At 60.5% G+C, this 21,815-nt stretch carries 20 protein-coding genes; 16 read left to right on the plus strand and 4 right to left on the minus strand.

Going from position 1 to position 21,815, the window contains the following annotated elements; genetic code table 11:
• Positions 1–175: 175 nt before the first annotated feature.
• The 11 genes from AC4FWB_RS25565 to AC4FWB_RS25615 all read left to right on the plus strand — a co-directional run bounded on the left by AC4FWB_RS25565 (position 176) and on the right by AC4FWB_RS25615 (position 11,787).
• Positions 176–2,206, plus strand: a complete 2,031-nt coding sequence (locus AC4FWB_RS25565) for a conjugal transfer protein TraG (RefSeq protein ID WP_491029011.1) — start codon at positions 176–178, stop codon at positions 2,204–2,206.
• Between the two features lie 118 nt (positions 2,207–2,324).
• A complete protein-coding gene (locus tag AC4FWB_RS25570; protein ID WP_491029012.1) occupies positions 2,325–2,738 on the plus strand; it encodes a CopG family transcriptional regulator in 414 nt (137 codons plus the stop codon).
• Positions 2,735–3,703, plus strand: a complete 969-nt coding sequence (gene trbB, locus AC4FWB_RS25575; RefSeq protein WP_491029013.1) for a P-type conjugative transfer ATPase TrbB — start codon at positions 2,735–2,737, stop codon at positions 3,701–3,703. The genes AC4FWB_RS25570 and trbB overlap by 4 nt, the downstream gene beginning before the upstream one ends.
• 12 nt (positions 3,704–3,715) lie before the next feature.
• Positions 3,716–4,027, plus strand: coding sequence for a TrbC/VirB2 family type IV secretion system protein (locus tag AC4FWB_RS25580; protein WP_491029014.1), 312 nt, complete (start codon positions 3,716–3,718; stop codon positions 4,025–4,027).
• Positions 4,024–4,296, plus strand: coding sequence for a VirB3 family type IV secretion system protein (locus AC4FWB_RS25585; protein ID WP_491029015.1), 273 nt, complete (start codon positions 4,024–4,026; stop codon positions 4,294–4,296). The genes AC4FWB_RS25580 and AC4FWB_RS25585 overlap by 4 nt, the downstream gene beginning before the upstream one ends.
• Positions 4,290–6,740 carry a conjugal transfer protein TrbE gene (gene trbE, locus AC4FWB_RS25590; RefSeq protein ID WP_491029016.1) on the plus strand — a complete coding sequence of 817 codons (2,451 nt, stop codon included), beginning with the start codon at positions 4,290–4,292 and terminating at the stop codon, positions 6,738–6,740. Before AC4FWB_RS25585 ends, trbE begins: the two co-directional genes overlap by 7 nt.
• Complete coding sequence (trbJ, locus tag AC4FWB_RS25595) at positions 6,737–7,462, plus strand: P-type conjugative transfer protein TrbJ (RefSeq protein WP_491029017.1); 726 nt, start codon at positions 6,737–6,739, stop codon at positions 7,460–7,462. The genes trbE and trbJ overlap by 4 nt, the downstream gene beginning before the upstream one ends.
• Before the next feature lie 35 nt (positions 7,463–7,497).
• Positions 7,498–8,820: a P-type conjugative transfer protein TrbL gene (trbL, locus tag AC4FWB_RS25600; protein ID WP_491029018.1), complete on the plus strand. Its 1,323-nt coding sequence runs from the start codon at positions 7,498–7,500 to the stop codon at positions 8,818–8,820.
• Entirely contained in the window at positions 8,821–9,552 is a 732-nt protein-coding gene (trbF, locus tag AC4FWB_RS25605) for a conjugal transfer protein TrbF (RefSeq protein ID WP_491029019.1), read from the plus strand. It begins immediately after the preceding gene.
• Positions 9,542–10,570, plus strand: coding sequence for a P-type conjugative transfer protein TrbG (gene trbG / locus AC4FWB_RS25610; protein WP_491029020.1), 1,029 nt, complete (start codon positions 9,542–9,544; stop codon positions 10,568–10,570). The genes trbF and trbG overlap by 11 nt, the downstream gene beginning before the upstream one ends.
• Positions 10,571–10,581: 11 nt before the next feature.
• Positions 10,582–11,787 (plus strand): TraB/TrbI/VirB10 family type IV secretion system protein, encoded by a 1,206-nt coding sequence (locus tag AC4FWB_RS25615; protein ID WP_491029021.1) that lies wholly within the window; start codon positions 10,582–10,584, stop codon positions 11,785–11,787.
• Positions 11,788–11,908: 121 nt separating this feature from the next.
• On the opposite strand, the gene AC4FWB_RS25620 is transcribed toward AC4FWB_RS25615, so the two are convergent.
• Genes AC4FWB_RS25620 through AC4FWB_RS25630 form a run of 3 tightly spaced genes read right to left on the minus strand, consistent with a single transcriptional unit; the run spans position 11,909 to position 15,080 of the window.
• Positions 11,909–12,910, minus strand: coding sequence for a tyrosine-type recombinase/integrase (locus AC4FWB_RS25620; protein ID WP_491029022.1), 1,002 nt, complete (start codon positions 12,908–12,910; stop codon positions 11,909–11,911).
• Positions 12,907–13,842, minus strand: coding sequence for a tyrosine-type recombinase/integrase (locus AC4FWB_RS25625; protein WP_491029023.1), 936 nt, complete (start codon positions 13,840–13,842; stop codon positions 12,907–12,909). Before AC4FWB_RS25625 ends, AC4FWB_RS25620 begins: the two co-directional genes overlap by 4 nt.
• Positions 13,839–15,080, minus strand: coding sequence for a tyrosine-type recombinase/integrase (locus AC4FWB_RS25630; protein ID WP_491029024.1), 1,242 nt, complete (start codon positions 15,078–15,080; stop codon positions 13,839–13,841). Before AC4FWB_RS25630 ends, AC4FWB_RS25625 begins: the two co-directional genes overlap by 4 nt.
• Positions 15,081–15,242: 162 nt before the next feature.
• Between AC4FWB_RS25630 and AC4FWB_RS25635 the strand changes: the two genes are divergently transcribed.
• The gene (locus AC4FWB_RS25635; protein WP_491029025.1) at positions 15,243–15,521 is read left to right on the plus strand and encodes a DUF2274 domain-containing protein; all 279 of its coding nucleotides are present in this window, start codon (positions 15,243–15,245) and stop codon (positions 15,519–15,521) included.
• A gap of 82 nt (positions 15,522–15,603) precedes the next feature.
• Here AC4FWB_RS25635 and AC4FWB_RS25640 read toward each other — a convergent pair whose 3' ends face one another.
• Entirely contained in the window at positions 15,604–16,041 is a 438-nt protein-coding gene (locus AC4FWB_RS25640) for a Ros/MucR family transcriptional regulator (RefSeq protein WP_491029026.1), read from the minus strand.
• Between the two features lie 477 nt (positions 16,042–16,518).
• Here AC4FWB_RS25640 and AC4FWB_RS25645 point away from each other — a divergent pair, with 477 nt between their 5' ends.
• The 4 genes from AC4FWB_RS25645 to AC4FWB_RS25660 all read left to right on the plus strand — a co-directional run bounded on the left by AC4FWB_RS25645 (position 16,519) and on the right by AC4FWB_RS25660 (position 21,706).
• On the plus strand, positions 16,519–17,241 hold the full coding sequence (locus tag AC4FWB_RS25645) for a LuxR family transcriptional regulator (RefSeq protein WP_491029027.1): 723 nt from the start codon (positions 16,519–16,521) through the stop codon (positions 17,239–17,241).
• Positions 17,242–17,324: 83 nt separating this feature from the next.
• Complete coding sequence (locus AC4FWB_RS25650; protein ID WP_491029028.1) at positions 17,325–17,993, plus strand: acyl-homoserine-lactone synthase; 669 nt, start codon at positions 17,325–17,327, stop codon at positions 17,991–17,993.
• Between the two features lie 249 nt (positions 17,994–18,242).
• Positions 18,243–19,925: a M4 family metallopeptidase gene (locus tag AC4FWB_RS25655; protein WP_491029029.1), complete on the plus strand. Its 1,683-nt coding sequence runs from the start codon at positions 18,243–18,245 to the stop codon at positions 19,923–19,925.
• A 302-nt stretch (positions 19,926–20,227) separates the two neighbouring features.
• The gene (locus tag AC4FWB_RS25660; RefSeq protein ID WP_491029030.1) at positions 20,228–21,706 is read left to right on the plus strand and encodes a tyrosinase family protein; all 1,479 of its coding nucleotides are present in this window, start codon (positions 20,228–20,230) and stop codon (positions 21,704–21,706) included.
• Positions 21,707–21,815: the final 109 nt, after the last annotated feature.

Below are 21,815 nucleotides of genomic sequence, written 5' to 3' on the forward strand. Positions count from 1 at the left end.
CCCCAGCGGCCCCCAACACGTCGTTCACTTGCCTCCCGCGCGATAACCAGCCTTCGCCCGCCCAATCGTTCCAGTCCGCAACGTTTGATCGCACGGGCGCGTATATTGGGGCTCTTCATTGCTCTGAAACATCACGCCATGCTGCTTCTGTCACCAAACTGCGGAGGCCGGGCCCATGACACCCACGAAGCTGCTAACCGGGCAGATCGCAGTTGTGTTCGCCATCGTCATTTTTGGCGTGTGGGCGGCAACGCAATGGTGCGCCCATATGCTGGACCATCAGCCTCCACTCGGCGGTCCGTGGTTTGTGGTGGCTGGCTGGCCGATCTACAAGCCGTGGAAACTGTTCGAATGGTGGTTTCATTTCGACGCCTATGCGCCTGAGGTCTTCGACCAGGCGGGTATTCTTGCAGGAGCCACTGGGCTCGTGGGCTGTGCCGCTGCGATTGCAGGCTCGCTTTGGCGCGCGCGGCAGCGCGGTTTGGTCACCACCTATGGCTCCTCGCGATGGGCAGCAGCCCGGGAGATGGGCAAGGCAGGGCTATTTCGACCTGCGGGTGTTTTCCTCGGCAAGCTCAAGGACCGCTATCTGCGCCATGACGGGCCGGAACACGTCATGGCCTTCGCCCCGACACGTTCGGGTAAGGGCGTTGGGCTGGTCGTCCCGACGCTTCTTTCCTGGACTGGCTCGGCTGTCATTCACGACATCAAAGGCGAGAATTGGCAGCTGACCTCCGGCTGGCGGTCGAAGTTCTCGTATTGCCTTTTGTTCAATCCAACCAATCCGAAGTCGGCGCGGTACAACCCGCTGCTGGAGGTACGGAAAGGCCCGAATGAGGTCCGCGATGTCCAAAACATCGCCGACGTCCTCGTCGACCCGGAAGGTGCGTTGGAGCGGCGCAATCATTGGGAGAAGACCAGCCACTCACTCCTGGTTGGTGCCATCCTGCATATACTCTATGCCGAAGAGGAAAAGACGCTCGCGCGCGTCGCCACGTTCCTGTCGGACCCGCAACGCTCCTTTGCCGCCACGCTGCAGCGGATGATGACCACAAACCATCTCGGCTCTGCGCAAAGGCCTCTGGTCCATCCGGTCGTGGCCTCAGCGGCGCGCGAGGTCCTGAACAAATCTGAGAACGAACGTTCAGGCGTTCTCTCGACGGCGATGTCGTTTCTCGGACTGTATCGGGATCCAACCGTGGCCGCGGCAACATCAGCCTGCGATTGGCGCATCGCCGACCTCATGGATGCTGAACGGCCGGTGTCGCTCTTCCTGGTCGTGCCGCCATCGGACATTTCCCGGACCAAGCCCCTGGTGCGCCTGGTCCTCAATCAGATCGGCAGGCGGCTGACAGAACGGCTCGAGGGCGACCCGAAGAAGAGCCGAAAGCATCAACTGCTCATGATGCTGGACGAGTTCCCGGCACTTGGACGGCTTGACTTTTTCGAAACGGCGCTCGCCTTCATGGCCGGCTACGGCATCCGGGCATATCTCATCGCGCAGTCTTTGAACCAGATCTCCAAAGCCTATGGCGAAAACAACGCCATTCTCGACAACTGCCATGTGCGCATTGCCTTTTCCTCCAACGATGACCGTACAGCCAAACGCATTTCGGACGCTCTCGGCACCGCGACGGAACTGAGGTCAATGCGCAACTATGCGGGCCATCGGCTGGCCCCTTGGCTTTCGCACGTCATGGTGAGCCGCCAAGAGACTGCCCGACCGCTGTTGACACCGGGCGAGGTGATGCAGCTGCCTCCCTCCGACGAACTGGTGTTGGTTTCGGGGTTGCCGCCGATCCGCGCTCAAAAGCTCCGCTACTACGAGGATCAGAATTTCGCCGAGCGGGTGCTGCCTGCGCCGGTGCTGCGCGACCGTCCCTACGCGGACTGTCCCGCGCCACGCGCCGATGACTGGGGCGGACAGGTGCGGGGGTTGGATCGTCGGCTTGCCGCCGAGGACGAAACTGCTGGCGGGCCGATCGAAGAGGAGGGTGGCGTCCAGCAGCAGCGTCATCCGGGTCTGCCCGAAGAGCACGTCGTCGCCTCTCAGGAACCTGCTCAGGACGACCCGGTCAAGTCGGCGGACGATGACAGCGAGGCGCCGGCTGACAAGCGAGTCATGGACCGGATTTCCACAGCGGCCCGCGCCTATGGCATCAACGAAGGAAGGGGCGAAGACAAGGACATCGTGCCCGGCTTCTGAGCGCGTTCGCAGCTCGGGCGTATCTCAGCGTAGATAACGCCCATAAAGGATTTCGGTGATCTCGACGATGTTCGTTCCGCCGCCGGCGCATCAGCGCCGATAAAACGGAACGCGCCGCATGAAGCCTCACCGAATTCGTCACCAGTTTCTGCTTGAGCCTGCGTTGAGCGAGAAGCTGGATAGACTCTGCCACGATCCCTCGACCACCAAATCGGCGATCGTGGCGAAAGCGGTAGAGGCATTCATCGAGCGGCGTGGCGAGAACGAGCTCGACAAACGCTATGGCAAAAGGCTCGACCGTCTTTCCCGCGATCTCGGCCATGTCAGGCGCGATGCGGAGATGATCCTGGAGAGCCTGGCGCTCTTCATCCGCTTTTCCATCACGCTTCATGCACACACGCCTGTGCCCGATAAGGCAACGCAGGCGATTGCGCAGGAGCGCTTCGACAAGCTCGTCGAACAAGTCGGCCGGCAGATCGCTTCTGGAAAACGTGCGCTTGGCAACGACGATCGCAAGGGAGGGGAAGGATGAGTTCTCATCCAGAGGCCGACCTTCGCCGCCGCGCCATGCTGCGCACCGCCATGGGCCCAGCGATCACCGAGGCTCTTGCCGATCCATTGGTCGTTGAGGTGATGGTCAATCCCGACGGGGCGCTGCGACTCGACCGGTTAGGCGAAGGCCGGGTCGAAACCGGCGTGCATATGCATCCCTCGGAGGCCGAGCGGATCATCCGGCTGGTCGCCTCCCATGTGCACGCCGAGGCGCATGCGGATAATCCGATTGTCAGTGCTGAGCTGCCGTCGGGCGAGCGGTTCGAGGGCCTGCTCCCGCCTGTTGTGCTGGCGCCATGTTTCGCCATCCGCAAGCCGGCTGCAAAACTCTACACCCTGGCCAACTATGTCGCCGACCGCATCATGCTGCCGCTGCAGGCCGATGCGCTGAAAAAGGCGGTCCGCGAGCGGCGCAACATCCTGGTCGCAGGCGGCACTTCGTCGGGCAAGACAACGCTTGCAAATGCGCTTCTTGCGGAAGTCGCCGAATGCGACGAGCGGGTGATTCTGATTGAGGACACGCGCGAACTGCAATGCTCCGCGAAGGACTGCGTTGCGTTGAGGACGAGGCGGGGCTCGGTAACGCTTGCCGATCTCGTTCGCTCGACACTGAGGCTCCGGCCCGATCGCATCATCGTCGGTGAGGTGAGGGGCGCGGAAGCCCTCGACATGCTGAAGGCATGGAACACAGGGCATCCCGGCGGCATCGCAACGGTTCACGCTAATTCGGCGCGCTCGGCTCTCTATCGCATTGAGCAGCTTGCCCAGGAAGCCGTTGTCACCGTTCCTCGCAGGCTCATCGCCGCTTCCGTCGACCTGATCGTGTTCATCGCCGGTCGCGGGTCCTCGCGCCGGATCGACACTATCGCCGAGGTCAACGGTCTGGACGGCAGCGGCGATTACGCCGTCACCCAACTTACGCTTCCGCAACTCCAGCAGCTTTGAAAGGTCTCCTTCATGCGCAAGAAGCTTCGCTTTCTTTCGTCCACCGCGCTCGCGTTTTGTCTCTGGGCCCCGGCTTATGCGGCCGGATCAGGCATGCCGTGGGAACAGCCGCTGCAGCAGATCCTGGAGTCGGTGCAAGGGCCGGTCGCCAAGATCGTCGCGGTGATCATCATCATCACCACCGGCCTGACGCTCGCCTTCGGCGACACCGCTGGCGGTTTCCGCCGACTGATCCAGATCGTCTTCGGCCTGTCGATCGCCTTCGCGGCATCGAGCTTCTTCCTTTCCTTCTTCTCCTTCGGTGGCGGGGCGCTTGTCGGATGAGCACCGGAGAGCAGCATATCGAAGGCTTCGAGGTTCTGGTCCATCGGGCGCTCACCGAACCGATCCTCCTCGGCGGCGCGCCCCGAGCCGTAGCAATCCTCAATGGGACGGTGGCCGCGGCCGTCGGCCTTGGCTTGCAGCAGTGGATTGCCGGACTGGTGCTCTGGATAGTCGGACAGACGCTTGCGGTCTTAGCCGCAAGGCGCGATCCGGATTTTGCCAGCGTGCTTGTCCGTCATCTTCGTCACAAGGGCTGGCTTGCATGCTGAAGCTTTCCGAATACCGCGGCAAGGCCGACCGACTTGCCGATCATTTGCCATGGACCGCATTGGTCGCGCCCGGAATCGTCCTCAACAAGGACGGCAGCTTTCAGCGGACGTTGCGGTTCCGTGGGCCCGATCTCGAAAGCGCGACGGAAGCTGAACTCATTGGCATCTGTGCACGGGCGAACAATGCTCTGAGACGGCTCGGCTCCGGCTGGGCTTTGTTCTTCGAGGCGGAGCGCGTCGAAGCGCTTGGCTATCCAAATTCGCGTTTTCCGGACGCAGCCTCATGGTTGGTCGACGAGGAACGGCGCGCGGCCTTCGAGGGCAAGGTCGCGCATTTCGAAAGCCGCTATCACCTGACCTTGGTGTTCCTGCCGCCGCCGGATAGACAGGCGCGGGCGGAAAGCGCGCTCGTCGACTCCCATAAATCGGGAAGTACAAGAGACTGGCGCGCGGAACTGGCGTGGTTTCGTGACGAGACTGACCGCGTTCTAGATCTGCTGTCGGGCTTCATGCCCGAGGTGCGCGCGCTCGATGATGCTGAGACGCTGACTTACCTGCACGGCACGATCTCGACCCGTCGTCATCCGGTCGCCGTGCCAGAAACACCAATGTATCTCGACGCTGTCTTGGTCGATGCGCCGCTCACCGGCGGCTTGGAGCCGATGCTGGGCGAACAGCATCTGCGAACCCTCACCATCCTCGGCTTTCCGAACGTCACGCGACCCGCGATCCTCGACACGTTTAATCACCAGGATTTCGCCTATCGCTGGGTGACACGCTTCATCCCGCTCGACAAGACGGAAGCGACCAAGACGCTGACGCGGCTGCGCAGGCAATGGTTTGCCAAGCGCAAATCGATTGTCGCCATCCTGCGTGAGGTTGTGAGCAACGAACCGGTGCCTCTTGTCGACAGCGATGCCGATAACAAGGCGCTCGATGCCGACGCAGCACTGCAGGCGTTGGGCGGTGATCATGTCGGCTTTGGCTACCTCACCACGACGGTGACGGTGTGGGACCAGAACCGTGAAGCCGCCGCGGAAAAACTTCGCGCCGTCGAGCGGATCGTTAATGGCCTGGGTTTCACCACGCTCCGTGAGAGCATCAACGCGGTCGAGGCATGGCTTGGCTCGCTGCCAGGTCATGTCTACGCCAACGTTCGCCAGCCGCTCGTTCACACGCTGAACCTTGCCCATCTGATGCCGCTGCCGTCCGTGTGGGCCGGCACGGCGGAAAACGAGCATCTTGCCGAGGTCACCGGTCATCACGCTCCGCCGCTTCTTTTCGCCGAGACCAGTGGCTCGACTCCATTCCGGCTTTCCACTCATATCGGCGATGTCGGTCACATGCTGGTCGTCGGCCCGACTGGCGCCGGCAAGTCGGTGCTGCTTGCGCTCATCGCCTTGCAGTTCCGACGCTATGCCGGCGCGCAGGTCTATGTCTTCGACAAGGGCAATTCGGCTCGCGCTGCAACGCTTGCCATGGCTGGCGAGCACCATGTGCTCGGCGCCGATGGTGCGCTTGTCTTCCAGCCGCTGCGCAACATCCACGACCACGCCACTCGCGGCTGGGCGGCCGAATGGATCGCCGGCCTCATTGCCCATGAGAATGTCACCGTCACGCCGGAGGTGAAGGATGCGATCTGGTCGGCGCTGACCAGCCTTGCGACCGCGCCGTTGCAGGAACGAACGCTGACCGGCCTGTCGGTCCTGCTCCAATCCAATGCGCTTAAGGCGGCACTGATGCCTTACACGCTCGATGGCCCGTTCGGGCGGCTGCTCGACGCCGATGACGATCGGCTGGCTTTGTCGGATGTGCAGTGTTTCGAAACCGAGGAGTTGATGCACAACCAAGGCGCCGTCCTGCCGGTTCTCACCTATCTGTTCCATCGGCTCGAGGCGCGGTTCGATGGGCGGCCGACGCTGCTCATGCTCGACGAAGCCTGGGTCTATCTCGACAACCCGCTCTTCGCCGCTCGTATCCGCGAATGGCTGAAGGTGCTGCGAAAGAAGAATGTGTCGGTGATCTTTGCGACGCAGTCGCTTGCCGACATCGCTGGTTCGTCGATCGCGCCGGCGATCATCGAGAGCTGCCCCCAGCGCATTTTTCTTCCCAACGATCGTGCGGTCGAACCACAGGCGCGGTCAGCCTACGAGCGCTTTGGCCTCAATGAGCGGCAGATCGAGATCATCGCCCGCGCCACGCCGAAGCGGCACTACTATCTGCAGTCGCGCCGCGGCAACCGGCTCTTCGAGCTGGGCTTGGGTCGCATCGCCCTCGCTCTTTGCGGCGCGTCCGATCCGACCTCGCAGACCCTCATCAACACGGTCCTGTCCGAAGACGGGCAGGGCAGTTTTGTCTCCCGCTTCCTCAAAGCGCGTGGCCTCGACTGGGCCGCCGAGCTTCTCCAGCAATTCCCTCAACCCGACACGGAGCAATCGTCATGATCGGACGCCGCCTTTTCACCAGCCTGATCACTATTTCCCTGATCGCCAAACCGCTGGCCGACTACATCCAGCCGGCCCAGGCCCTTATCGTGTTTGACCCTTCGAACTACACACAGAACGTGCTGTCGGCGGCCCGCGCATTGGAGCAGATCAACAACCAGATCCAGTCGCTGCAGAACCAGGCGACCATGCTGCAGAACATGGCCCGCAATCTTCAGCGTCTGGATTTTTCGTCCGTGGGTCAACTGACCGGTTCGCTCCAGCGGATCGACGGTCTGATCACCCAGGCGAGTGGCCTGAGCTTCGATCTCGACAAGCTCCAGGACCAGTGGCGTGAGCAATATCCGGAAACCTACGACGCCACGATCAAGGTCAGCGATGTCGCAAGCGCCGCGCGCGAACGCTGGCAAAACGCGATGCAGGCATTTCGCCAGACCATGGGCGTGCAGTCGCGGATCGTCGAGAACGTCCGCGCCGATGGCGACCTGCTCACCGATCTCGTCAACCGCAGCCAGGGCGCGGCCGGCGCGCTCGAGGCAAGCCAGGCCACAAACCAGCTGATCGCGCTTTCGACCAAGCAGCAGATGCAGATCCAGACGCTGATGGCGACACAATTCCGGGCTGAGGCCGAAGATGCCGCGCGCAAGGCGCAGTCAGAGGAAGCCGCTCGCGAGACAACGAAGCGCTTCCTTGGCACCGGAACAGCCTATCCGGGCAACTGATCAGCAACTCTCAAGACGATGAGGAAGGCGGCGACATGAACGACCTCGGGGTCATCGATCGCTTCATGGCGACCTTTACCCGATACATCGATAGCGGGTTCGGTCTGCTTTCGGGCGATGTCGCCTTTCTCACCACCATCCTGATCGGCATCGACATCACGCTTGCCGGCCTGGTCTGGGCATTCGGCGGCGAGCCCAACCTTCTTGGCCGGCTCATTCGCAAGGTGCTCTATGTCGGCGCCTTCGCCTTCATCCTGAACAATTTCAAAAACCTCGCCGACATTATCTACCGCTCCTTTGCAGGCTTGGGCATCAACGCTTCGGCCGGCAACTTATCCGCCGACGCTCTCCTGCGCCCCGGCCGTATCGCCGCGACCGGTTTCGAGGGTGCCTGGCCGCTGCTCGACCAGGCGAGCCAGCTTCTGGGCTTCCCCGAGATCTTCGGCAATGCACTCACCATCTTAGTGCTGCTTCTCGCCTGGTTCCTCGTTCTCATCGCCTTCTTCATTCTTTCCATTCAGCTCTTCATCACCATCCTGGAGTTCAAGCTGACCACACTGGCCGGCTTCGTCCTAGTGCCTTTCGCGCTCTGGAACCGTTCGGCGTTTCTGGCCGAGCGCGTGCTGGGCAATGTCATCTCGTCGGGCATCAAGGTGATGGTGCTCGCCGTCATCGTCGGCATCGGCTCGACGCTGTTCGGCGAGTTTGCCTCTGCGCTGCAAGGCAAGGAGCCAGACCTGGCTGCGGCGATGTCGCAGGTGCTCGGTGCACTGGCGCTACTCGGTCTCGGCATTTTTGGGCCGGGGATTGCCTCGGGTCTTGTTTCGGGCGCACCCCAGCTTGGCGCTGGCGCCGCGCTCGGAACCACCGCGGCAGCCGCCGGTTCGGCGCTCGTCGCCGGAGGTGCTGCCTTCGCCGGCGCGCGCATGGCGACAGGCGGCAGTCTCGCCGCTGTCCGTGCCGGCACGGCCATGGGATCGGCCGCCTCAACAGCCTGGCAGATGGGGCGTGCAACTTCGCCCGAGTCAGGCCCCTCCGGCGTAGCCGCCGGCCTGCAAGGTGTTGCCGGTGCCGCCGGCGGCGCGGCGATGCAGGGAATGCGATCCGCTGCGGAAAGCGTCCGGCGCAGCGCCGATGCCGGTCGCGATGTTGCTTGGGTCGCAACCGGCGGCACGCCGACCAGCGCGATGTCTGGAAGCCCTGCCACTGGGGTCCCCGCCGTCGCACCGCCCTGGGCTAGGCGCCTGCGTTCCGAACAGACCGCGCGTGCTCATCGCCATGCCGCCACGCAGGCCGTGCGCGACGGAGATCGGGGCGGAAGCGGCGCCAATCCCTCTCTCAACGACAAGGAAGACTAAATGCTCTTCAAGCGATCCGTTCAGCGTTACGGCAAAACGCCTGAGCCCGTAACGCCTTACCAGAAGGCCGGCCAGCTTTGGGACGAGCGCATCGGCGCAGCGCGCGTGCAGGCGAGAAACTGGCGCCTGATGGCCTTCGGCTGCCTGGCTCTGGCGACCGGGCTTTCCGGTGTCCTTGCATGGCAGTCAATGCAAAGCCGTGTCGTGCCTTATGTGGTCGAGGTCGACCGCTTTGGCGAAACCCGCGCCGTCGCACCGGCCATCCAAAACTACCAACCTGATGATGCCCAGATCGCCTGGCATCTCGGCCGCTTCATTCAGAATGTCCGATCGATCTCCACCGATCCAGTTCTGGTGCGGCAGAACTGGTTGTCGGCTTACGACTTTGCAACGGACCGCGCAGCACTCTTCCTCAACGAATACGCCAAGGCCAACGACCCGTTCGGTCAGATCGGTACGCGCAGCGTGTCGGTACAGGTAACCAGCGTGGTTAGAGCTTCGAATAGCTCGTTCCAGGTCAAATGGACTGAACAGGTCTTCGAACGCGGCAGCCTCGCCAGCACGACACGCTGGACCGGGATTCTCACCATCGTGATTCGCCCGCCGACGAACACCGATCAGCTGCGCAAGAACCCGCTCGGCGTGTTCATCAACGCCATCGACTGGTCGCGCGAGCTCGACAGCGCCGCGCCCACATCCGTTTCCCCTAAGGAGCCCGTCAATGACAAATAGAGTCCCCTCGCTCCGTGTCGTGCTGATCCTGTCGACGTCGGCTGCGGTTCTTTCCGCGTGCGCTTCGAAACCGGTGCCGCCGCCGCAGATTTCCTATGACGCGGCCGACTTCAAACCGGCGGCGATCGAGAAGGCGCCGGATAAGCCGGTCAAGGTCGTCGAGGTGCCGAAGCCTCTGCCGTTGCCCGGCCAGTTGCAGCCTGCGCCCGGCAAGCCTGTCCAAGATAAGAGCTTCCCTGAAGATCGGGTCGCTGATGCCAACAGAGCGGCGACGCAGCAGCCCACCAAGTTTGGCTATGTCAACGCGGTGCAGGTCTATCCCTTTGCCGACGGCGCGCTCTATCAGCTTTACGCAGCGCCGGAGCGCGTCAGCGATATCGCTCTGCAGCCGGGCGAGAAGCTGACGTCGGTGTCGGCCGGCGACACTGTGCGCTGGGTGATTGGCGATACGACCAGCGGCACCGGCGATGACCAGCGGACCCATGTGCTGGTCAAGCCGTTCGCGCCGGGACTTGCCACGAATCTAGTGATCACGACGGATCGGCGAAGCTATCACCTGCAGCTTCAAAGCACTGAGAAGACCTCAATGGCGGCGATCTCCTGGACATACAGCGAGGATCAGATCATCGCGCTGCGCCGCCGCGACGCGCAGGCCGAGGCGGCGACGCCGGTGGCATCGAACGTAGCGCTCGAAAACATCCGCTTCCGTTATTCGATCAGCGGCGACACGCCGCCCTGGAGGCCGAGGCGCGCCTTCGACGATGGCAGCAAGGTCTATATCGAATTCCCACGTCGTATCGATCAGGGCGAGGCGCCGCCACTCTTCATCGTCGGCGCCGATGGCGACAACCAGCTCGTCAATTACCGTATGCGCGGCAACTACTACATCGTCGATCGCCTCTTTGCTGCTGCCGAACTGCGGCTTGGCACCAAACAGCAACAAGTGGTGCGCATCACCAGAACCGACGGCCGGCAACCGGCGCGGCGGATGCCGTTGTTTTCGCGTTTTGGCAGATGACGGGAGGGATCATGATCGACACTTCCCATCCAAATACTCCGCCGAAACTCGATCCCGAGCAGCTGCAGCTGCGAGCCTCGCCCCGCCGTGCCGTGCGGTTTAAGCGCGGCATAATCGTCGCGATCGCAGCGGTTGGTTCCGGCACAATTTTCGGTATCACCATGATGGCGCTGCAAGGGCCGGCTCTGCGCCTCAAGCAGCAAGCCGAAGAGCTTTACAACACTGACCGCAAACCGACCGCGGAAGGACTCGACGGACTGCCGAAGGACTATTCGGGGATTAAGCAGAAGACTCCAATGCTCGGCCCGCCGCTGCCTGGCGATCTCGGTCGTCCCATCCTCGAGCACCAGCGCCAGCTTGGTATCGCGCCGGGGCAAGAGGTCTCCGCCGAGAAGCAGCGGCTTGCCCAGCAGGCGATCGAGGCGCGCGAGTCGCAAGTCCTTTTTCGGCTCGAAACTCGGCTCGTGGAAAGGGCTGATGCCGGTAGTGCGCAAGGAGCGCGTTCGTCGCTCGACGGAATGCTTCCCAAATCCGACGCTGCGAATGCGCCAGCTTCCGTAGCGCCGGCCGAGGGCGATCAGAACAACCAACAGCGCAAACTCAACTTTGTCGGTCAGCGCAACACGAGCGGGATCTACAATCCACATGCGCTACAAACGCCAGCTTCGCCCTATCAGCTGATGGCCGGAAGCGTGATCGCGGCAAGCCTCATCACCGGCATCAATTCCGATTTGCCCGGTCTCGTCGTTGCCCAGGTCACAGAGAATGTGCATGACACCGTCGCGGGCAGGATCCTTCTCATCCCGCAGGGCTCTCGCCTGATCGGCTCCTATGACAGCGTTGTCGCTTTCGGACAGAGGCGCGCGCTGCTGATCTGGCAGCGCATCGTCATGCCGGACGGCTCGTCGATCGAAATCGACAATCTGCCCGCCACGGACACTGCCGGCTATGCCGGGCTCGAGGACAAGGTGGATTTCCACACCTGGCAGCTCATCAAGGGCGTTGCGCTGGCCACGTTGCTTGGCGTCGGCACCGAATTGAGTCTCGGGGACAACGAAAGCGACCTGGTCAAGGCAATTCGAGAATCCGCCCAGCAGAACGTCAGTCGCGCCGGCCAGCGCATAACCGAAAAGAACCTAAACACCCAGCCAACCCTTACCGTGCGCCCAGGCTGGCCGCTCCGTGTGGTCGTCCACAAGGACCTCGTATTCCGCTAGCGGAATACGAGATCATATGCCGCCCTGTGGACTATCCCGAGTTGCGTGGGCGAGTGGTGATCGAAGGGGCATAAAAGTGGGGCAGTTGGAGTGCCGTATGTCGGCATAGTTTTTGGTCCTCCTAGAGCTGGTTGAGGAACGTCAGCAACCGGTTATCGGGTCGGAACTTTCCCGGCTTGCTGTCGAAGGGGATCGTCCTGGCGAGGATCTTTTCCTTCAGCGCCAGATCCGCATCGAGATAGATTTGGGTGGTTTCAATGGATTCATGCCCCAGCCAGAGTGCGATAACGGATTGCTCCACCCCGGCATGCAGCAGGTCCATTGCCGTCGTGTGGCGCAGGCAGTGGAATGTGATGTGCTTCTTCTTCAGCGAAGCACAGGCCTCGCTGGCGCCGGCGAGATGCTTGTTCAGCAGACGCTCCACAGCATCCGCGCTCAATCGCCCGCCGCGCAGGCTTGGGAACACGATGCCGTCCTGGGCGGCGCTTGTTTCATCGAGCCAAGCTTCGAGGACCTTGGCGACAGGTTTGCAAAGCGGAATGGCGCGCTGCTTTCGTCCCTTGCCGAGGACTTCGACATGAGCGCCGGTGCCGAGCGTAATATCCTGGCGTCTCAGGCCGGTCACTTCGGACAGGCGCAGGCCCGTCTGCAAGGTTATCAGAAGCAGCGCGTGATCCCGGCGACCGCTCCAGGTGCTCCTGTCTGGCGCGCTCAGGAGCGCCTCGACCTCTGGGCGCGTCATGAAGTCGATCAGCTTGCGATCAAAGCGCTTGGCCGGCATGGCGAGGACACGCTGGATTTGAGCGCTGTGGGTCGGCATCTCGTAGGCGGCGAAGCGGAAGAACGACCGAATGGCCGTGAGGCGAAGATTGCGGGTGCGCGCAGTGATGCCTCGCGTCTTCTCGAGTTCGTTCAAGAATGCGGAGATGAACGGGGCGTCGATCATTTCGAAGGTCAGGCGATCCGGAGACGTGCGCAACCGCTTCTGCCCGAAGCGCAGCAGAAGCCTGAACGTGTCCCGATACGATTTGATCGTATGCGCGCTGACCCGCTTCTGCTGCATCAGCCGCTGCATGAAGAAGCGTTGCAGGAGCGCCGGGAAGGTCGGCAGCGCGAGGGTCATATGGAGGCCTCCCAATAATGCTCAAGCCGCGTCACCGCCTGCTGCATGAGAGAAGGGTTCTGGTGCAGATACCAGTAGGTGTAGTTGAGATGACTGTGTCCCAGATAGGTGGACAGCGCCGGCAGGCGGCGCTCGGGATCCGCGCCGGCGCAATAGCATTGCCGCAAGACCTCGACGGCCATGGTGTGGCGCAGATCGTGCAAACGCGGCCCCGTCGCATCCGAGATGCCGCGCAATCCGAGTTTCCGGGACAGTCGGCGGAACGACAGTTCCAAAACCGAATGCGTAATGCGACGGCCGAGCGGCGAGATGAAGAATGGCCGGGCGCTGCGTCCCGCCAGGAACACACTGCGCTGTCCCAAGTACTGCTTAAGGACAGCGCAGGTCGTCGCATGGACCGGAACCAGGCGGGATTTTCCGAACTTCGTGTTGCGTATGGTCAGGACGCCGTTGTCGAGATCGACGTCCTCCAGATCAAGGTTCAGTGCCTCGCCGAGACGCATCCCGGTGACGCTCAGCAGGCCGAAGATCACATAACGCGACCAACGCGAGATCGGCTTGGCTCCCCGCCGTCGTTGCAGGCTGGCGGTGAGAACGCGGGCTATCTCTTCCTGGCCGAAGATATGAGCCTGGAAGGTGCTGCGTTGCCGCGGCAACAAATCCGTCGGGGGAATCTCGGTGCGCGGGTCTGTCAGGATGCGATGGCGCGCAAAACTGCGCACGGCGCGCAACCTTCCGGCGTGGTAGTTCGGGTCGGTCGATGCCGGCTGCTGTGCCCATTTCGCCGCCAGCTTTGCCGTGATGTACGCGGCATGACGCCGTTCCATGAACGCCGCAAAATCCCGAAGGTAAAGTTCATCCTTCTTCAGCTTGAAGCCAAGGGACCGGCGCAATTCCAGGTAATCGACAATGCCGTCGCGCAAGCTGTTCATGGCAAAGTCCCCGGCCATGGCAGGGCGACTTTGCGTAAGGCATCCAGATCGACCTTCGCATATCGCCGCGTGGCATCCGGGCTGCGGTGCCGCAGCATCTGCCCGATATCCGTCAGCGACAGCCCCTGGCGCAGCATGTCGACGGCAAGCGCATGACGAAGCTGATGCGACCCAGTGAGGCCGGACTTAATCCCGGCACGCCCGATCGCACGCGCGACGATCTGGCATATGTCGCTGTGCGACCTCAAACCGTCAAAGGGGGCGCGGGAGCGCAAGAACACTCTGCGGCTGGTCGTTTCCGGCCGCCCGTGCTCCAGATAGGCTGCAATCGCCTGTCCCACGTCATGAGGCAAGGGCAACGGCCGTTCCGCACGGCCCTTGCCATGCACGCTCAGCGAGCCTTCACTCCAATCGATATCGCCCAGTTCGAGCCGGACGACCTCGCCTGCGCGCAGCCCCAGCCGCGCGAGCAACAACAGGATGGCTCGATTGCGCAACCCGGCTGGCGTTCGCCATTCCTTGCTCGCATTCAGGAGAACCCGAACACAGTCGGCTGGCATCGCTCTCGGAATCGACGCCATCGACCATCCGGCGACGGATGGGACTGCCGCGGCAAGATCGGTATGGATGTAGTCGCGGTACCGCGCGAAGCGGAAGAACGACCGCAGTGCGGTGACGATGTGCTTCGCCGAAGCGAAGGTGCGGTCCTGCGGCGCCTTCCGCCGGATATAGTCCGCAATCTGGCTGGCATGCACGGCTCCAAGTTGCAGATCGTCTCCGCCCGATTTGTCAGTCAGAAAGCGCCTGACATATCCGGCGTAATTCTCGATGGTCGCCGGCGTCAGGCCGCGGTCTTCGTGCAGGTAAGAGCTGTATTCCTGCAAGACCAAGTCGACAGGAGATATCTCGACCGAAGCCGTGGCCCTGCTGTCGATGACGCCTTTTTCCCGAAGCCAGATCGTCACGCCAGACAGCGTGATGCGGTCGCCCCTCTTGAGACAGCGGTGTTGAGCCCGATCGCGCAGGAATGCTTCTTCATGGGCGGTCGTAATCTCCTCGACCGCGATGTCCGCCCGGCCAAGCCATCGGCTGAACTCATTGATGAGGAACGTTTTCTTCCAATAAGAAACCTGCGAGTACCCCTGACCGGCCAGATACTCGGCATAGGGCTCAAAATAAGGAGCCAGCGGACCCTCGACCAGGAGCCGAGAGCGCCTCTTTCGACTTGCTCTGTTCATCGTAAACACAGCGTCGGCTGGTTCTTGACGAACCAAACTATGCCGACTGATTCCATTAATATTACCATGGAAAGGAAGAACATGCGCACGCAACTCGGGATAGTCCACAGGGCGGCATATGATCTCGTGCTTCGGCCGTACCAAGGTTGAACAGGAGCATCCATGACCAACCTGAAACTCGGCAAACTTCCGGACCGCACACCGTCCAAGATCACCATCACAGTCAGCGCCGACCTCAGCCAAGCGCTGAATGATTATGCGGCGCTTTACCGTCAGACCTATGGCGAATCTGAAACTGTGGCTGAGCTCATCCCGTTCATGCTGATCGGATTTCTGGAAAGCGACCGAGCATTTGCCAAGGTTAGAAAGGAAGGCTTACTAGGTGTCAACGAGTTCGAGAAACCGCGAAGGCCATCGGCTCCAACAGCAAAAAGCGAATAGCGGTATTGATTTTCCGGAGCAAGACAGGCTCTTGATCCCGCTGCTTCGCCTCTGCTGCGGCTGCTCCACCGAGCCTTGCAGCTCACGCTTTCGCCTTACGCTTTGAGGCAGGTTTCTTTGCTGGAGCAGCCTTCCTTCCTAGGCCTAGCGATTTTGCCAGTGCTGATCGGGCGGCCGAATAGTTTGGGGCAACCATCGGGTAATCCTTCGCCAGCCCCCACTTCGCCCGGTATTCATCGGGCGTCATCCCGTGCCGAGTTGCGAGGTGACGCTTGAGCGACTTGTATTTCTGGCCGTCTTCAAGGCTGATGATGTAGTCCGGAAACACGGACCTTTTGGGATTAACCGCCGGCGTCGGACCCGGTTCTTCCGTCGGAGCTGCCTGTCCAATATTAGTCAATGCTGAATTTACGCTAGCGATCAAATCGGGCAATCCAGAGACCGGAACCGCGTTCTTCTGGACATAGGCGGAAACGATATCCGCAGTAAATTCGATTACATTATAGGCTTCTTCGGACATCTCATGCTCCTGGCTTAAAGACCAACAGGCTCATATCGCCCTATCCTCAGATGTGCAACAAACGTGTCCAGCCCACAATGACTAGCAGCGTACCAAAGCACGATACTGGAGGTTCTCAACTTTCCAGTCTCTCCGAAAAAGGCGACCACCGCAAAAGGCTAGACGTCGATCCGTTCCTTTAGGCTGTAGGTTGCGCATCCTACATGAATTCGAGGCTTCACGTTACGGTGCCGGTAGTTTCTGCGACACCCGTTTTTGCCTGCCATGCAGTAACTTGTGCTCGATTCGCCGCTGATCGGCTTATCCTGGATCGGTCTTGATCATTTTGGGGATGCCAATAAGGAACGGGATATTTGCAACGCTGTGGCGGCGTGCAGCAGTGCTTCATGAAAGTTGGCACGGCAGCTGCTTCGCAGTAAACTCCTTCCAGGCCTGGTTACGGGCAATTTTGGCGGCATAGAGGCGGGGGTCTCTGGCATGATCGACTCAGATGTGTTTGACTTCGTCGAGCGCTGCCGAAAACATTCCACCTCAGCGCAATTGCTCGCGGACCTCCTCGACACGGTTAGGGATCTCGGCTTCGAGCACCTAATCCTAAGCGGCGTTCCACTTGGCGGGCAGAAGCTTGCACCGATGGTCGAATTGAACGGCTGGCCCAGCGGTTGGTTCGACCGTTACATTGAAGCCGATCATGCCGCTGTTGATGGGGTCTGCATCTACTCAGCAAAGACGTTGAAGCCATTTCTCTGGGCAGATGTTCCGCCGAAATGGTCTAGCACAAAGGCCTCTCAACGGGTAGCAGGTGAAGCAACTGAGTTTGGCATTATGAGTGGTTTCGCAGTGCCAATGCTTAGCATTAGTCATTGGCAATCAGTGCTTTCATTTGCGTCTTCGGCCAGAGTCTGCTCGCTATCGCCTCGGCAAGAGGTTCAATTGGTGACGATGGCCGTTTACGCCGGAATGGCCATTCAGTCGCTTTCGCAGGGCGACGACAAAAACGAAGATCTACTTACCGATCGCGAAAAAGAAGTTCTTCTATGGGCCGCGGCGGGGAAAACCTCGTCAGAAACGTCTCAGATCCTCGGACTGACCGAACGGACTGCCAAATGGCATCTAACAAAAGCTCGGGAAGCCTTTGGAGTCGCGACTACCACGCAGGCCGTTGTCGAAGCAGTTCGCAAGCGCCTCATCCATCCATAACTTAAGTCAACTGTCCGATCGGACAGGTGACGTATTTTAGCGCGGCTGCAACTATCCTTCAGAGAAGGATAGGGGGTCGCGCTATGATAACTGCCCATGTCGTCAATGCGCTGAACAAGCACCTCTACGAGAACGAGTTCGACGAGTTCTTGCGCCGCCGGCACGATTTTTTCGTCCACCAAAAAGGTTGGCGGCCTCCGAGTCCCGATGGCCGTGAACGCGACCAATTTGATACGGACGCTGCAACCTATTTGCTTGGTATCGAAGAGGGACGCGTCGTTACCTCGGCTCGATTGATCCCGACGAGCGAACCGCACATGGTTTCGGAGGTCTTTCCTCACATGTGCGAGAGATCGGGTGTCCCTCGTCGACCCGACTGGGCGGAATGGACACGTACTTTCGTCGTTCCCGAAAAACGCTCGATCGGACTGCGTGGAACGCTCACTCAGCTATGTTGCGCAGTGATGGAATATGCCCTTGAGGAGGGCCTCGCCGCCGTTGGAGGTGTTCAGGAAACATACTTCATGCCGCATCACGGCGCCCTGAAATGGAGGGCAGAGCCGATGGGCATGGCGCGAGAAGAAAACGGCGAATGGTACATAGTTGCATACATCGACGTGAATGAAGACGCTCTCGCAAGCGTCCGGAAGATTCTGCGCGTTGACCATTCGCTGTTGGTAAGGCGGGGGACGCAAGTGCCCTTTGTCACCGGAATGCCGGCCCTTGAGAGCAAACGGCGCGCATATGCCTAGCAAGAAACAGATGGTGGGAGGATTAGATGGAAAAACCTGGTCTACCTATCTTCACAGCCGGGGCGTTAGCGGCGCTTACGTTCGGCGTTCACGGTGAGCGGGGACGCCGATACCCGCCAGCAGGGCACCTTGCTGAGGGCCGCAGAATGGAAGCCGACCCAGAGAAGATGTGCGATAACTCGCAGTAGGACCGCACGCAAACGGGTTATCAGTAACAAAGCAGAGTGAACGCACCTAAAGAGATATCCAATGGCGACCGCAGTTGTAGACCGTAGCGGAAACGGACTGAAGTCATTCTCTATGCACGCGCAAGACGAGCAGTCTCACGCGACATTCACCGCGCTTGCAAACGAGCAGGCAGCTCATCCGACGTTTGCCTTCCCGGCTGCAGCCACCGAATCGGTCGACCCTGAAACGGCAGCGAGGCGCTATATGAATCAAGCGCTCGAAAGCAACCTCACGCCCGAGTTTGTCGCCCCGGCGGCGGAGGGCGCCGAGAGCCAATTCAAAACTATCGGAACTGATACCGTGCCACTGACCGGCACGCGAACGGTTAAGTTCCGGCAAGCCTTTCATGATATCCCGGTGTACGGGTCGTTGGTGACCGTAGAACTCGACGAAAACAACCGATTGGTTAGCATCAACTCCGCGCTGGGCGAGCCAACGGGTGTGCAGCCACTAGCCAAAATTTCACCTGCGGAGGCAGCTAAGGCGGTCCTCGACAAGCCGCCCTACAAGAAAGACCTCACGGGCATCGCGCCGCGACTCAATTACTACTATGTCGCTTCGCGCGCCAAGTGGCACCTCGCATTCATCTTTGAGGACGTGCCCGTCACCCGTTCGAAACGAGCTCCGAAGAGCGCCGAAGCGATCGCGCCGCGCTATTTCGACTACGTGGTCGATGCGAAAACAGGACGGGTCATTGCTGAGCTTCCGCGCACGCCCAGCATGGCGTCGGAAGTGCAAAATGCGATCGATGCAAGGCAAATGCAGCGCAGCATTCGGGTTGAAACGATCGGCAATCGAAGCGTTCTGAGGGACACGAAGAACAACATCGAGACCTTCGATTTCCTGTTTGACGACCCAAATGTGAATGGTGCGGCTCTGCCCGGCCAGCAGGTGACGCCGGCTTGGCCCCCCGGTGCGGTGAGCGCGCATGCCAACGCTGAGGCGGTTGCAGATTTTCTTCGTACGGTCGTTCTGCGAAATAATATCGACAATCAAGGCGGCCCCATGAACGCCAGTGTCAACTGCGTTGTCGCAAGCGAGAGCCGTGACGGTAGGCAATGGTTCAACGCCTATTGGAACGGCCGGCAAATGGTGTACGGCCAGGTTATGAGCGGCGGACAACTCCTCACGTTGGCCGCCGCTTTGGACATTGTGGGCCATGAGATGTTCCATGGCGTAACGGACAACACTTCGCGTCTCGAATACGCGGGGCAGTCGGGAGCGCTGAATGAGTCATATTCCGACATATTTGGCATCCTCATTGCCAATCGAGGCCAGCCCGATCGGCGCCGTTGGGACTGGAAACTCGGCCAGGGTTTCGCGAACGGGGGAGGAGCATTCCGTGACATGTCGGACCCGGCTTCTCTTGGCCAGCCGGCGCATATGAATAGTTTTAAAGTATTGCCGAATACGCAACGGGGTGACTGGGGTGGGGTTCACACCAACAGTGGCATACATAACAAGGCTGCACACTTGATACTGACCGCTTCGGACAACAGCGGTTTCGTGTTCGAGGCGGACCAGGTCGCAGGAATTTTCTATATCGCCGTAACGCAGCAGCTATCGCGTACGTCGCAATTCACCGACAGCCGGAGAGGTGTGCTTAGCGCAGCACGGACATTGTTCAGAAATTTGCCCGCCGACCAATTAGCGCGCCGGGTGTCGGCGATCGAGGCTGCCTTCGACGCCGTTGGCATCCAGTGACGGTCAAGCACGCCGGCAACCTCGCTGCCTAGCCAGCAACGTCGATACGATCGTGGGAGGACAGCATGGTGAAAGTCGCCCCTCTCGGTCGCCACCGGCGCAGACATTTTGGGCGATATTCACGAGTAGTTGGAGCACAGGCTCCCGAGCTGTCGGATAACAAGCCGAGCTAGCACACAGCCAAGCGAGGAGGAGGTGTTGTCATGCCTCGAATGCGTCGGAATGTATGGAGTTTGCAACAGCCGTGGGACCCAACGTTGCTCTGGTATGCGCGAGGTGTCCAGGCCCTTCAGGCGCGCCCGATGTCAGATATTACCAGCTGGCGATATCTTGCCGCGATTCACGGTGTAGACGAAGAAATCTGGCGCGAGTTCGGCTGGCTGAAGCCGACAGAACAACTTCCACAGACTCCGGAATTCGAGACCCAAGACCAAGGCCAGTGTCAGCATCATGGCTGGTATTTCATCCCCTGGCATCGCGGTTATCTCGCTGCATTCGAGGCTATCGTCCGCACGGCCATCAAGGAGTTGCCCGGCGCTCCAACGGACTGGGCATTGCCATACTGGGACTATAATAGCCGCGCAGTTGCCAACCCGCGAAACCTTCCCGAGGCTTTTGCAACGAACACTTGGCCCGATGGTGGGGACAACCCTCTGTTCGACAAACGGCGCTATGGTCAAGGGGACGGCGTCGTCATCATCCGGCAGGCTGATGTTGATCTCACTGCCGCGTTGAACGATGAAGTGTTTGAGGGAATTCTACACGGCTCACCCGGATTTGGTGGCGTACGGACACCGTTCCAGCACCACGCGGACAGCGAGAACGAGGGCTTCCTGGAGCAGAAGCCGCATGATGTAGTTCATGGGTTGGTAGGCGGAGTCCAGTCGCACCAAGACCCTGACGATTGGCATTTCCATGGGCTCATGTCTATGCCTGACACGGCAGCCCTCGACCCCATCTTCTGGCTGCATCACGCAAATATCGATCGGTTATGGGAGGTCTGGCTCAAGCGCGACCAAACCCACAAGAATCCCGTGCTTGCCTCATGGCTGAAAGGTCCGACCGGTCGCCGTCAATTCATTCTTCCGCAGCCTGACGGAACTCGGAAGCGGTTCACGCCGAAAGATATGCTCGACATATCTGCGCCTGGGCTCGACTATGCCTGCGAGGACACCAGCGATCCGTTAGCTGGGCAGCTGCGGCTCAGCCTCAGGCTAGAGACGCTTAGTCGGCTTTCGAAAGGCGCTGAGTTGCCAATCCGTCCGGAGGCGGTCATGGCCAAGAAACCTGTGGTCGAGTTGCTCGGAGCCAACGCGAAGGCGATCACCATCTCAAACCGGCCGACCGCGACGACCGTGCGGGTAGACAAGCCAACAGCGCGTAGGGTGGCCCACTGTTTCAACGTTGAAGAGTTTTCGGCGCGTGCGGTACCAGAACCGGACCGCGTTTTTCTCAACCTCGAGAATATCACCAGCGACAACGATGCAGCAGTCTTCGACGTATATGTGGGGTTACCTGAAGGCGCTGACCCGTCAAATCACCCCGAAAATCGAGCAGGCGTGGTGTCGTTGTTCGGCGTGCGTGCCGCGAGCAGTTTGGCAAAGCCCCACGGGGGCGCGGGCATGACAAAAATTTTGGAGATCACCGACGCCATCGATCGTCTGCATTCGTCGGGCAACGCCGACCTGAGTAAATTGCCGGTGCTGTTTGTGCCTGTCAGCAATTTGGGCAAAGGCGGAATCTCGATCAAAAGAGTGAGCATCTATCGGCAATCGAGTTGATCATGCGGCAGTGGCTTTTGGAGCATGGCTTAGGCCCTTTGAGCTCTCTGCTTTGGGGCATCAGCCTATGCGCTTGGTTGATCATGCTATACGCCGAGCAGCCTCATGG

The sequence above is a fragment of the Mesorhizobium sp. LEGMi-168a genome (genome assembly GCF_058312955.1).